The sequence below is a fragment of the Streptomyces sp. NPDC058335 genome (genome assembly GCF_042723915.1).
Classification (GTDB): domain Bacteria; phylum Actinomycetota; class Actinomycetes; order Streptomycetales; family Streptomycetaceae; genus Streptomyces.
Map to the genome: position 1 here is coordinate 12,240 of NZ_JBHXHX010000005.1, position 13,225 is coordinate 25,464.

The following is a 13,225-nucleotide window of genomic DNA, read 5'->3' on the forward strand; positions in this document are numbered from 1 at the left end:
CGTTCAGTGCCCCTCCGCCTCCCCCTTCAGCGCCTCCCCCAGTTCGCCCCGGCGGCGGATGCCCAGTTTTCGGTAGGCGCTTGTGAGGTGGGTTTCCACGGTGCGGCGGGCTATGTGGAGGAGGTCGGCTATCTCTGTGTTGGTGCGGCCGGTGGCGGCGAGTTCCGCGATGCGGCGTTCGCTGCCGGTGAGGGAGGCGGAGCCGGTGTGGGCGGTGGTGGTGCGGCGGGCGCCGCCCGCCCGCAGGGCCTCCTCGGCTCGGGAGCGCAGGCGTACGGCGCCGAGGCGTTCGGCGCGTTCGGCGGCCTCGCGGAGGCTGTCGCGGGCGCGGGACCGGTCGCCGGTGGTGGACAGGAGGCGGCCCTGGGTGAGGAGGGCGGCGATCAGGTCGGCGTCCGCCGGGGAGTCGCGGAGCAGGGCCACCGCCTCCTCGGCGAGTTCCAGGCCTCGTCGGCCGCCGGTCACTCGGGCCAGGACGCGCAGGGCCCGGCCGACCGTGCGCGGGGTGTCCCACACGCGGGCCAGCCGCAGTTCCTCCTCGGCCAGGGCGACCGCCTCGCGTGGGCTGCCGAGGGCCAGCCGGCAGCGGGCCGCCGCCGACCGCCAGGGCGTGACCACGGGGCTGAGCACGGCGCGGGCCGACTGGCGGCGGCCGCACTCCAGGAAGTCGTGCAGGGCGCCGGTGATGTCTCCGTGGGAGAAGCGGAGGGTGCCGCGTGCGTACAGGAAGCGGTTCAGCTCCCAGGAGTCGGGCGCGCCCCGCAGGTCGAAGCGGGCCGCGAGGTGCCGTGCCTCCGCCGTGCGGCCGGTTTCGACGAGGGCGAGGAGGGCGTGGGCGTGGGCGTTGGTGGGGCCGCCCGTGGCCGGAGCGTGGGAGCGGGTGTGGGTGTGGGTGTGCGGATGGGTGTGGGGGCGGGTGCCTGTTTCGGTAGCGGTTTCTGTTTCGGTAGCGGTTTCCGTACCTACAGCCGTTTCCGTACCGTCAGCCGCTTCCGTGCCCGCGTCGGCCTCCGACAGCAGGCGGGTGTACTCACCGCGGGCCGCCGTGATGTCCAGGCGGACGTCGTGCAGGGCCCGTTGCATGGGGTGGAGGAGGGAGGGGCGTTGGCCGGCCAGGCCGCGCTCGACCAGGCGTTCCGCCTCGTCGAGTTCGTCGGCCCACTGGGCCACGGCCGCCACGGTGCCCAACAGGAAAGGCTCGGCAAGCGGTTCCGCAGGTTCGGTCAGCAGGGCCCGCAGCCGGGCCATCGCCGCCCGCGCCGAACTCGCCCCGGCGGTCGCCGCGTAGCGCACCAGCAGGGCCTGGCCGGTGGCGCCGACCAGTTCCGGTGAGCGCTCCGCGGTGTCGGTCAGCCAGCGGTAGGCCTCGCGGCGGACCGTCTGGTCCTGGTCGGACAGCAGCGCGGACGCCGTCCGCACCGTGCGGACCAGTTCGGGGTGGCCGGTCAGCCCGTCCTCCACTCCGCGCAGCACCTCCACCGCCGCCCGGACCTCGCCGCGGCCCGCGAGAGCCGTGCCCAGCGCGAGGGCCGTACGGACCCGGTCCCGGGGTCCCGCCGGGAGGTTGAGCGCCTCGGCGAGCCGGGGGAGGCCGGCCGGGGCGTCGGCGGAGGCGTACTCCAGCGAGCCCAGTTCGGTCAGCAGCCGTTGCCGCAGGTCGTCGGGGAGGGGTTCGGCGAGGGCGCGCCGCAGGTAGACGACGGCGTCGTCGGGGCGCCCCTCGCGGACGGCGACGGCGACGGCGTCCCGCAGCACCCGCAGCGCCCACGGCGGTCCGACCGGCCCGCTGCCCAGCAACTGCCGGGCCACGGCGTCGACCCGGTCCCCGCGCCGCAGCATCGCCTCGGCGACCGCGAGATGCGCGGCCCGGCGGCGGGCGCCCGGCCAGCCGCTGAGTACGGCGTCCCGCAGCAGGGGGTGGGCGTAGCGGGGCCGGCCCTGCGCGTCCCCCCGCAGCAGCCCCAGCCGTGTCATCGCGGTGAGCCACCCGGCCACCCGGGCGGGGTCCGCGCCGGTGGCGTCGGCGAGAAGGGCGGCCGTGGTGGCGAGGGGGGCGGGGGAGACCGAGCAGATGGGGGCGACCGTACGGGGCGGGGCCTGGTCTGCCTGTTCCAGGGCCGCCAGGGTGCGGGCGGTCTCCGCCGTCGTGGGGCCCGTGGTGTCCAGCCACCAGGAGACGGCCGCCGGGTAGGCGCCGGGGTACAGGGCGGCGCAGGTATCCGGTACGGGGGACGGCGGCGGGGTGTCGTGCAGGTCGTCGAGGAGGGCGTGCAGGAGCAGGGGGCTGCCCGCGCCGGCGCGCACGCAGTCGGCGGTCCATTCGTCGGGGGCCGTGGGGAAGGCGGCCCGGACCAGTCCGGCCGCGGCGGTGTCGGTGAGCGGGGCGAGGGTGTGGGTGCGGATCAGGGAGGGGGAGAGGGCGTGGGTCAGTCCCGGGGGCCGGGGGTCGATGTCGTACTGGCTGCGTTCGGTGGCCACCACCAGTACCGGTAATCGGTCGACGCGGCGGGCGGCCTCCACCAGCCAGCGCCGGGAGGCCTCGTCGGCGAGGTGGACGTCGTCCACCGCCACCAGCACCGGCGACCGGGCGGCGTACGAGCGCAGCAGACGCCACAGCCGGGCCGCGCTGCCCCGGTCGTCGAGGTCGGGGGTCAGGTCGGCGAACTCCGGTACCGGACCGAGGAGCTGGAGGACGGAGGAGAACGGTACGGCGGTGTCCTCGGGGGAGCAGCGGGCGCGCAGCACGCGCAGGCCGCGGCCGGCCGCGTGGGCGACGGCGGCCTCCAGCATGGCGGAGCGGCCGGTTCCGGTGGCTCCGCGCAGCAGGACGAACCGGCCGCCGCCCGCTCGGGCGCGCTCGGCCTCGGCCGCGAGCAGCGCGTGCGCCTCCTCGCGTTCCCGCAACGGTCCGGTCATGCCTGCCTCCTGGGCTGGACGGGAATTCCCGCGCACGGGTTCCGACGGGGGCGTACGGTCGTTGTGGCGATGCTCACGGTGCGGAGGGGACGGTTCCACGGACCCCGCACCTCGCCCCCTGAACCCCCTCTGACCTGCTGTGATATCCGCGCTCGGCGTTTCTCGTGGTGGCCGGTCCGCTGGTCTCGTGGTGCGCCTCGTGGTGCTCCACGATTGCGCCCGCCCCAGCGGTCACAGAAGTGTGGAACATGTCCTCCCGCCTCCGGCCCGCGCCGAATGGCGGGCTCGTGAACAGGGGGGAAACGGTTGCTCAGCGCACCCCGGACATCCGACATCACCAGCGTCGTCATCAGCGCACATACCGGTACCGGCACGGGTATCAGCGGCACCCCGCGCCGTACGCCCGTCTCCGTGCAGGCCTGCGATCCCCTCTCGCGTGAGGGAGCCGTCAGCCAGCTCCGCTCCCGTCCGGAGGTCGAGATCCGGGAGGAGTCCGGCGTCGGCACGGTGTCGCTGCTGATCGAGGACTGCCTCGACGAGGCGGCGCTGGCCCGGCTGCGCCGGGTCGTGCGCAGCGAGGGCGGGCGCGCCGTGCTGGTCGTGGGCACGATCCGCGAGAACGAGTTGCTCGACGTCATCGAGTGCGGGGTCGGCGCGATCGTGTGGCGCCGCGAGGCCACCGCGAACCGGCTGGTGCAGGCGGTGACGGCCGCCGCACGCGGCGACGGCGACCTGCCCGCCGATCTACTCGGCCGGCTGATCAGCCAGGTGGGCAGCCTGCACCGGGGCGCGGCGAACCGGCCCGGCGCCCCCTCGCTGGGGCTCGCGCCCCGAGAGGTGGACGTGCTGCGGCTGGTCGCCGAGGGCCTGGACACCGGAGAGATCGCCAGCAAGCTGTCCTACTCCGAACGGACCGTCAAGAACGTCATGCACGGACTGACCACGCGACTGCATCTGCGCAACCGGGCGCATGCCGTGGCATATGCCCTGCGGGAAGGCTACATCTGACCGAACGGGCACTCGAAGGCGGACACGCGGGCAGCGCCTTCTGCCCGCCCGCCGACCCCGGCGCGCCTGCGGCCTGACCGACCCGCACGGCACACTCGGCAGATGGGCCCCGCGGGCGAGGGAACGGGCGAAAGAACGGCCGAAGAAACCTGCTCGGCACGGCGGTTGAGGAGCACACGACGGTGATCCACGAGGTGGACGAGGTCCTCAAGGGCCTCCTGGGCGGCGGCGCGCTGGCGGGTTCCGACATCGACGTCTCCTTCGAGGCGCCGACCCGCGACTGGGCGGCCCGTCGCAACGCCCCCACGATCAACGCCTACTTGTACGACATCCGCGAGGACGTGGCCCGCCGGCAGCGCGGCCAGGTCTCGGTGCGGGACGAGCGGGACATCGTCGTACGGCGCCGCCAGCCCCCGCGCTGGTTCCGGCTGTCGTACCTCGTGACGGCGTGGACGCGGACCCCGCAGGACGAACACCGGCTGCTCTCCGCCGTGTTGGCGACCGTGCTGCCGCGCGAACTGCTCCCCGCCGACGAACTCCCGGGCGCACTGGGCGCCCTGGGCCTCGCCGTGCCGTTGACGGTCGCCGGGCTGCACACCGAGTCGCGGTCCCTCGCGGAGATCTGGTCCGCGCTCGGCGGTGAACTCAAGCCGTCCCTGGACCTGGTGGTGACCGCGCCCTTCCCGGCGTACCCCGAGTACGACGCCGGACCGCCGGTCACCGAGGGCGCGGCCGTCCGCGTGCGCGGCCTGGACGGCGACCCGCCCGCGTCCGGCGAACGCGCGCACCGCCCGCACCAGGTGGCGGCCGCCCGAGAGGCCCGCAAGCGCCCGTGACCGACATCCCCCCGCCGACCCCTCTGCTCGCGCGGGTCGCCGAGCTGCGCGCGCGGGTCGCCGAGCTGGTCGACCACCGTGCCGCCGGCGACCCCACCGCCGACGACCCCCTGCGCGGCCTCTACCTCTCCGAGGAGGCGGTACGGCACCTGCTGGCGGCGGAGCCACCCGCCCTCGCGCCCCCGGACACGGTCCCGCCGTCCGCCGCCGGTGACCCGCTCGACCGCCTCGCCACCCGGCTCGCCCTCACCCCCCTCGACACGGCGATCCTCCTCATCGCCCTCGCCCCCGACCTCGACCGGGGCTTCGAGCCGCTCTACGGCTATCTCAACGACGACGTCAGCCGGCGGCGGGCCACCGTCGGGCTGGCCCTGGAGCTGTGCGGGACGCCCACCCACCTAGCGGCGGCACGCGCCCGGTTCCACACCGCCGCGCCCCTGCGCACGCTCGGCCTGCTGGACGTCGAGGAACCCGAACGCCCCTTCCTGTCCCGGCCCTTGCGCGTCCCCGACCGGCTCCTCGCCCACCTCCTCGGCGACGACACCCCGGACGCCGCCCTGCACGGCCACCTCCTGGCCATGCCGGACGTGCTGCCCACCGACGACGCCGACCACACCCACTTCGTCGCCCGGCTCGCCGCCCGGCTGCGGCACGGCCCCCTCACCGTCCATCTGCGCGAACACCGCGAGGGCGACGGACTGGCCGGAATCGCCGCCGCCCTGGCCGCGGCCGGCCTCGGAGCACTGCGCTACACCGGCCCCGAGGACCGCGTCCCCGAGCTGCTGCGCGAGGCCCGGCTCGGCGGCCGGGCCGTCGTCCTGTCCGGCCTGCCCGAACAACCGGCTCCGCTCGTCGGCGCGTTGACGGCGGCGAGCGACGTGACCGTGCTGCTGACCGACCCCCGCCCCTATGACCCGCACTGGAGCGCCCACGACCCGCTGGTCCTGGACGCCCCGCGCCGGCAGGCGGGCTCCACGGCGGCCTGGGCGGCGGCGCTCGGCCCGGAGGCCGGCACGTTCGATCTGGCGACCGCCGTGGCGCCGTACCGGCTCGGCGGGGAACGGGTCGCGCGGGCCGCACACGCCGCCCTCTCCCTCGCCGCCTTCGACGGCGGCCCGCTCACCGCCGCCCATGTCCGCCTCGCCGCCCGGCAGCAGTCGGCGTCCGGGCTGGAGCGGCACGCCCGCCGGATCCGGCCCGAGGTCGGCTGGGAGGACCTCGTCCTGCCCGACCGGCCGCTGACCCAGCTGCGCGAACTCGCCCTGCGCGCCCGCCACCGCGACCGGGTCCTCGGCGAATGGCGGCTCAGCGCGGGCGGCGGCCGGGGCCGGGGCGTGCTCGGCCTGTTCGCGGGCGAGTCCGGCACCGGAAAGACCCTGTCCGCCGAGGTCGTCGCCGCCGAACTGGGCCTGGACCTCTACGTCGTCCAGCTGTCCTCCATCGTCGACAAGTACGTCGGCGAGACCGAGAAGAATTTGGAACGCATCTTCACCGAGGCCGACCGCACCGACGCCGTGCTGCTGTTCGACGAGGCCGACGCCGTCTTCGGCAAGCGGTCCGAGGTGAAGGACTCGCACGACCGGTACGCGAACATGGAGAGCGCCTACCTGCTCCAGCGGCTGGAGTCCTTCGACGGCATCGCGCTGCTCACCACCAACCTGCGCGCCAACATCGACGAGGCCTTCACCCGCCGCCTCGACCTGGTCGTCGACTTCCCGTTCCCCGACGCCGAGCAGCGCGTGGCCCTGTGGCGGCACTGCCTCTCCCACGTGCCGTGCGCGCCCGGCATCGACCCGTCCCCGCAGGCCAAGGACTTCGAGCTGGCCGGCGGCTCGATCCGCAGCGCCGTCGTCACCGCCGCCTACCTGGCGGCCGGGCGCGGGGAGCCGGTCGGCGAGGGGGATCTGATGGAGGGGGCCCGCCGCGAGTACCGCAAGGCGGGGCGGCTGGTGCCGGGAGGGGCGGGCTGGTAGGCCGCCCCTCCCCTGGCACCGTAAGGGACTACTTCACCCGCCACTTCTGGTTCGGCGTGCCCGAGCAGGTCCACAGCTGGAGCTTGGACTCGTTGCCGGTGCCGCCGTCCTTGACGTCGACACACTTGTCGGCCTGCGGATTGACCAGGTCACCGGCGGTGCTCAGCACGAACTGCTGGGCGGGGTTGCCGCTGCACCGGGCCAGCTGGATGACCGCCCCGTCCTCCCGCGAACCCCAGGCGACGTCCATGCACATGCCGAGCGAGCGGACCGTGCCGTCGCCGTTGAAGACCCACTTCTGGTTGGCGGTCCCGGAGCAGTCGTAGATCTGGAGCGGGGTGCCGTCGCGCCCCTTGCCGTCCCGCGAGCCGGTGACGTCGATGCACCGGTCGGAGGCCTGCCCGATGATCAGCTGCCCCGGCACCGGCTTCGGGCTGGCCTTGGGCGCCGTACCGCCGCCGGTCGTGCCACCGCTGCCGCTGCCGCCCGATCCGGACGAGCCGGTGGACCCTGAGGTGCCGGTGTCGTCCTCCTCCGCCGGGACCGAGGGGGCCTCGGGGCTCGGCAGGGGCGCGGCCGAGGCGTCGGTCTTCGGCGCGGACGGCGCCGATTCGACCGGGCTGGGCAACGCCGTGGAACCGGCTTCCGCGAGTTTCTCGGTGGCGCCGCTGGTGACGGCCGGCTTGTACGCCAGCCAGATCATCACGAACGCGATCGCCAGCGCGACGCTCACGCTCAGCGCGGTCGCCAGCCAGCGCGGCAGGAACCCGCGCTGCACGAACGTCCCGTCCACCGCCAGCGGCACCACACCCGACCGCTGCACGGTGAGGGCGTACGGCCGCTGCTCCTTCGACCCGAACCAGATGATCTCCCGCGGGCGGAGCGTCGCGTCGACGAACACCGCGCGCCCCGGCTCGATCTGTACGCTGCCCGGCCGGATGTCGTACGACAGGTGGTCGCCGTTGTCGCCGCCCGCGACGGACGCCGTCAGACGGGTGTTGCCGAGGTTGTCGATCGCGAGGCGGGGGCGGCCGCGGAACCGTCCCTTCACGGTGGGCGGCACCAGCTCGGCGCGCACCTCCGTGAACGGGGTGACGGTCAGATTGCCCTCGGGGACGGTCACGGCGTCCGGGTGCTCGGTCGGCGTGATCCGCACGGCGTACGGGTTCGGGCCCGCCGTCGCGTCCGGAGTGCGGGGAGGAGCGAACGTCAGCTCCACCGTTCCCGTCGTACCGGGGAACAGCCGCAGGGTCGGCGGCTCCACCGTCGTCCAGGGAGCCACACTCCCCACCGGCTCGAAGCGGTACTCGTCGACGACGTCACCGGTGTTGCGCACCCGCAGCCGTACGCGGGTGCTGCCACCAGGGTCCACCGTCGCGGAAGCCGGTTCCAGGGAAGTCCACAGAGTCACCTGTCGACGCTAAGCCGGGGGGCGGCGGCCCGTCAGGAGGCTGAGGGGCAGGACCGCTGCCCGAAGGGGACGGGCGGGATGCCCCGTTCGTAGCCCTCCCATAGCCCCCGCAGCCGCCGCAGCCTTGAACGGCTCAGACGGTGAGGCGGACCGCCTCCAGGTTCTGGGCCTCCTCCATCGGGCTGCCGCCGTACATCCAGTCGGCGGGCTTCGTGCAGCCCAGGCCCATCCAGCCCTTGTTCGCGACGTGGGTGTTCTGGCAGACCGAGCCGTCGTTGACCTTGATGGTGAAGCCCTGGAGCGGGGAGACCGCCTCCTTCGTCGACCCGATGTACATGTCGATCCCGTCGGCCGCCGACGACCACTTGTCGCCCGTCAGCCACTCCTCGACCACATGGGCGCCGTTCCCCGCCGTGCCCTTCGTCCCCGACACGGCGATGTTGAGCGCCTTGATCGGCAGGTCCTTGCCGACCGTGCCCGCCTCGGCGCCGTCGCACACCGGGTCCTGCCAGCCGCGGTCGGCGACGTAGGCGCGGTAGCAGATGTGCCGGCCGTCGCTGCGGGCCGCCATCTCCTGTACGGCCGTGGCGGCGGTCCGCTCCTTCGGCTTCTCCTCCTCGGACGCGCCACCACCGCCGCCACCGCCACCGCCTCCGCCGGCCTGAGGGCTGGCCGAGGCCGCGGGCTCGTCCTCGGACTTCTCCGCCGGGGGCGGCGGCGGGCTGGTGTTCACATTGCCCGGGGCGCTCGGGCTGGGCGGCGGGAGCGTGCTGACGCCGGCCTGCTCCAGCTTCTCCGCGGCCAGACTGCGGACCTGGGGCTTGTAGGCCAGCCAGATCATCACGAACGCGATCGCCAGCGCGAGACTGAGGCTCAGCGCGGTGGCGAGCCAGCGCGGCAGGAACCCGCGCTGCACGAACGTCCCGTCGATCTCCAGGGGCTGGGCCCCCGACCGCCGTACGGCCAGACTGTACGGCTGCTCCTCCTTCGACCCGAACCAGATGATCTGCCGGGGGCGGAGCGTCGCGTCGACGAAGACGGCTCGGCCGGGCTCGATCTGTACGTTGCCCGGCTGGAGGTCGTACGCCAGGCGGTCGCCGGTGTCGGCGCCGCTGAGGGAGGCGGTGACGCGGGTGTTGCCGAGGTTGTCGATCGCGAGGCGGGGGCGGCCGCGGAACCGTCCCTTCACGGTCGGCGGCACCAGCTCGGCGCGCACCTCCGTGAACGAAGTGACCGTCAGATTGCCCTCCGGGACGGTCACGGCGTCCGGGTGCTCGGTCGGCGTGATCCGCACGGCGTACGGGTTCGGGCCCGCCGTCGCGTCCGGAGTGCGGGGAGGAGCGAACGTCAGCTCCACCGTTCCCGTCGTACCGGGGAACAGCCGCAGGGTCGGCGGCTCCACCGTCGTCCAGGGAGCCACACTCCCCACCGGCTCGAAGCGGTACTCGTCGACGACGTCACCGGTGTTGCGCACCCGCAGCCGTACGCGGGTGCTGGCGCCGGGGTCGACGGTCGCGGAGGCAGGTTCGAGAGAGGTCCACAGGCTCACGCGCCTCACGCTAAGGGGTGCCCCCGGCGCCGGTCAGAGGCCTGGGGGCAGCTCCATGTGCCCCCTGGCCCGGGGGAGTTGCCCTCGGGGTCCGGCAGGCGAGGTCGGCAGCGGTACCACCCATGGGCTCCGCCCCCTGCCTCCCCGGCCGATGCCCACCCACACCCGACTCGGTGACTCGAAAGGCGGCGGTCCGCCACTGAGCCCGTCCGGGGAGTTCGAGGACGCCGAGGTCCGGGGGGACGGGGGCGGAGAAATCCCCGGATCTCGCCCCCCTCTGCCCCCAGGTCTGCCCCCAAGGTCCTCCCCACACCCCCACCCACCCCCACAGGATGGATGGTTACCGTCACCGTGGCCTCGTCCCAGGGATTCGTATGCGTAGCCAGGATCAGTCGCCGGACACGACCAGGGCCGCCGTCCGGGGCCCGCGGATCCCCCGCGGCACTCGGACCGGGCCCCTGCCCCTCAACCACGCCGTCGGCACCCGCTCGCCCGAGGCGATCCTCGCCCTGCAACGTGCCGCCGGCAACACCGCCGTGGCCGCCGTCGCGGAGCAGGAACGCCACACCCACGACGCCGGCTGCGGGCACGCCCCGGTCCAGCGCAGCGCCGTGAACCAGGTCATCGCCTCTCCCGGTTCCCCCCTGCCCACCCCCGTCCGCCAGGACATGGAGTCCCGTCTCGGCGCCGACTTCACGGACGTACGCCTGCACACCGACGCGACCGCCCGCCGTTCCGCCGCCGAGGTGGGCGCCCGCGCCTACACCTCCGGCAGTCATGTCGTCATCGGCGACGGCGGTGCCGACCCGCACACCCTGGCGCACGAGCTGACGCACGTCATCCAGCAGCGCAAGGGCCCCGTCGCGGGCACGGACAACGGCAGCGGCCTGCGGATCAGCGACCCTTCGGACCGCTACGAGCGGGAGGCGGAGGCCAACGCCCACCGGGTGATGTCGGCCCCGGCACCGGAACGGCGGGACGGGGAAGCCATGTCCGGGCCGGCCCGGTCCGCGGACCACGGGAACACCGTGCAGCGCATGCGGATGCCCTGGCAGAAGCAGGAACAGAAGCAGGAACAGCAGGGCCCGGCACCGGTCACCCTGCGCATCGGTGACGAATCGGTCACCACGACCCGCCAGGGCGCCTACTACCACTTCAGGACGCCGGCCGGCGGGAACGCCTTCATCCACGACCTGTCGGTGACCAACGGGGCCGTCGATCCGGAACTGGCGGGGCACATCACGCGCTACCTGAACGGCGGCCTGGTGCTGTACCGCGGCATCCCCCGCTGGCACCCGACCTGGCACCAGGTGATCGGGGACGGCGCCATCCCGCCCCTGGGCTCCGGATGGCTGCCGGACTTCGACACGCACAACACCTCGTTCGTCCCCTTCGCCCCCAGGGAGGACATCGCGCGCGGCGCCGCCGTGGGCGCCTCGGGCATGGGCCGGGGCGACCGGGCCCAGTTCGTGGAGGGATACGGCAGGCAGGGCGAGCACGAGGTCGGCATGATGGTCACCGTCGTGGTCGGTCCGGAGCACGACGTCGGCTTCTACAACGGCGGTGAGATCCAGGCCCGCGGTCCGGTGGACCTGCGGAGCATGCAGGTCTTCACCATGGGAACCGATGTGCAGGAGGCGCTGACCGGCACTCCCGGCGATCCGCCCGATGCCCTGCGGAACACCCGGCCGCCCACGCCCACGGACGCCGAGAAGGACGGCTACCGCGCGGAGTTCGGCGGCCTGCGGAAGTAGGACGGGCATGCCCGCGCCGCGGGACCGCCCGGCCGGGGCCGCCCGCCGCCGTTGCCCCTGAGGGCAACCCCCCTGCCCCCACTTCGGCACCGGAGGCCGTTTCGGCGGACGCGCTCCGCGCGTGACCGTGAGAGACGTCCTGACGCGTACCCCGAGGAGAGCACAGCATGCCGTCCTACCTGTCGCCCGGCGTATACGTCGAGGAGGTGGCCAGCGGCTCGCGCCCCATCGAGGGAGTGGGTACCTCGGTGGCGGCCTTCGTGGGCCTCGCCCCGTCCGGTCCCCTGAACGAGCCGACCCTGGTGACCAACTGGACCCAGTACGTGGCGGCGTTCGGTGACTTCACCGACGGCTACTACCTCGCGCACTCGGTCTACGGCTTCTTCAACAACGGCGGCTCGGCGGCGTACGTCGTCCGGGTCGGCGGCAGCCACGGGGGCGCCGCCGGTGACGCGTCCCCGGCCGCGGTGACCGGCTCCGCGGCCCCCGCGGCGCTGCCCGCGGGTGAGCCCGCGCAGCTCGGCACCTTCACCGTGACCGCGAACGCGGCCGGCCAGTCCGGCGGCCCGCTGACCGTGGAGGTCGCCGACCCGGAGGGCGAGGGCCCCGCCGAACGCTTCAAGCTGATCGTCAAGGACGGCGAGAAGCCGGTCGAGACGTTCGACGTGACGGCCAAGCGGGGCAACCGCTCGTACGTCGTCACGCAGGTCAAGGAGCGCTCGAAGCTCATCACGGTGGCGGAGGCCGCGCCGTCGGCGCAGCTGGCCCGCCCCGACAACCAGACGGTGACGCTGGCCGCGCCGCCCGCCGCCCCGGCCGCCGCCGGTACCGGCACGGAGGCCCCCCGGTCCGCGGGCCCGGCGCAGTACCTCGGCGACAGCGCCGACCGCACCGGCTTCGGCGGCCTGGAGGCCGTCGACGAGATCTCCATGGTCGCGGTGCCCGACCTGATGGCCGCCTACCAGCGCGGCGCGATCGACCTGGAGGCCGTCAAGGCGGTCCAGCTCGGGCTGATCGCGCACTGCGAGCTGATGGGCGACCGCGTCGCGATCATCGACCCGCCGCCGAGCCTGAACGCCCGCCAGATCCGCGTCTGGCGCCAGGAGACGGCCGGCTACGACTCCAAGTACGCCGCCCTCTACTACCCGTGGATCAAGTCCTTCGACCCGGCGTCCGGCCAGTCCCGGCTGATCCCGCCGAGCGGCCACGTCGCCGGCGTCTGGGCCCGCAACGACGCCGAGCGCGGCGTCCACAAGGCCCCGGCCAACGAGGTCGTACGCGGCGCGGTGGACCTGGAGATCCAGATCACCCGCGGCGAGCAGGACCTGCTCAACCCCATCGGCGTGAACTGCATCCGCGCCTTCCCGGGCCGCGGCATCCGCGTCTGGGGAGCCCGCACCCTCTCCTCCGACCCGGCCTGGCGCTACCTGAACGTCCGCCGGTACTTCAACTACCTGGAGGAGTCGATCCTGATCGGCACCCAGTGGGTGGTGTTCGAGCCGAACGACCACGCCCTGTGGGCGCGGATCCGACGCAACGTGTCGGCCTTCCTCGTCAACGAGTGGCGCAGCGGCGCCCTGTTCGGGGCCCGGCCCGAGGACGCGTACTACGTCAAGTGCGACGAGGAGACCAACCCGCAGGAGTCGGTCGACGTCGGCCGCGTCGTGTGCGAGATCGGCATCGCGCCCGTCAAGCCCGCCGAGTTCGTCATCTTCCGGCTGGCCCAGTTCTCCAGCGGCAACGGGGAGCTGGAGGAGTAACCGCTCCTCCCTCGCTCC

At 74.1% G+C, this 13,225-nt stretch carries 8 protein-coding genes; 5 read left to right on the forward strand and 3 right to left on the reverse strand.

All coding sequences use genetic code 11. The features are described 5' to 3' along the window. Positions 1 to 3: 3 nt before the first annotated feature. Entirely contained in the window at positions 4 to 2,916 is a 2,913-nt protein-coding gene (locus tag ACFWJX_RS10310; RefSeq protein WP_383239749.1) for an AAA family ATPase, read from the reverse strand. Between the two features lie 348 nt (positions 2,917 to 3,264). Here ACFWJX_RS10310 and ACFWJX_RS10315 point away from each other — a divergent pair, with 348 nt between their 5' ends. From ACFWJX_RS10315 to ACFWJX_RS10325, 3 genes are all read left to right on the forward strand, one after another. Beyond that, on the forward strand, positions 3,265 to 3,924 hold the full coding sequence (locus tag ACFWJX_RS10315; RefSeq protein ID WP_383240793.1) for a LuxR C-terminal-related transcriptional regulator: 660 nt from the start codon (positions 3,265 to 3,267) through the stop codon (positions 3,922 to 3,924). 182 nt (positions 3,925 to 4,106) lie between these two features. Next, positions 4,107 to 4,760 (forward strand): DUF4255 domain-containing protein, encoded by a 654-nt coding sequence (locus tag ACFWJX_RS10320; protein ID WP_383239752.1) that lies wholly within the window; start codon positions 4,107 to 4,109, stop codon positions 4,758 to 4,760. Further along, a complete protein-coding gene (locus ACFWJX_RS10325) occupies positions 4,757 to 6,733 on the forward strand; it encodes an AAA family ATPase (RefSeq protein ID WP_383239755.1) in 1,977 nt (658 codons plus the stop codon). The genes ACFWJX_RS10320 and ACFWJX_RS10325 overlap by 4 nt, the downstream gene beginning before the upstream one ends. A gap of 28 nt (positions 6,734 to 6,761) precedes the next feature. On the opposite strand, the gene ACFWJX_RS10330 is transcribed toward ACFWJX_RS10325, so the two are convergent. Together ACFWJX_RS10330 and ACFWJX_RS10335 are read right to left on the reverse strand one after the other, a co-directional pair. Beyond that, positions 6,762 to 8,144, reverse strand: a complete 1,383-nt coding sequence (locus ACFWJX_RS10330; protein WP_383239757.1) for a ricin-type beta-trefoil lectin domain protein — start codon at positions 8,142 to 8,144, stop codon at positions 6,762 to 6,764. 133 nt (positions 8,145 to 8,277) lie between these two features. After that, positions 8,278 to 9,693, reverse strand: a complete 1,416-nt coding sequence (locus tag ACFWJX_RS10335) for a hydrolase (RefSeq protein WP_383239760.1) — start codon at positions 9,691 to 9,693, stop codon at positions 8,278 to 8,280. A 374-nt stretch (positions 9,694 to 10,067) separates the two neighbouring features. On the opposite strand from ACFWJX_RS10335, the gene ACFWJX_RS10340 reads away from it, so the two are divergent. Beyond that, positions 10,068 to 11,447 (forward strand): DUF4157 domain-containing protein, encoded by a 1,380-nt coding sequence (locus ACFWJX_RS10340; protein WP_383239763.1) that lies wholly within the window; start codon positions 10,068 to 10,070, stop codon positions 11,445 to 11,447. A gap of 167 nt (positions 11,448 to 11,614) precedes the next feature. Next, a complete protein-coding gene (locus tag ACFWJX_RS10345; RefSeq protein ID WP_383239766.1) occupies positions 11,615 to 13,207 on the forward strand; it encodes a phage tail sheath subtilisin-like domain-containing protein in 1,593 nt (530 codons plus the stop codon). Positions 13,208 to 13,225 lie beyond the last annotated feature (18 nt).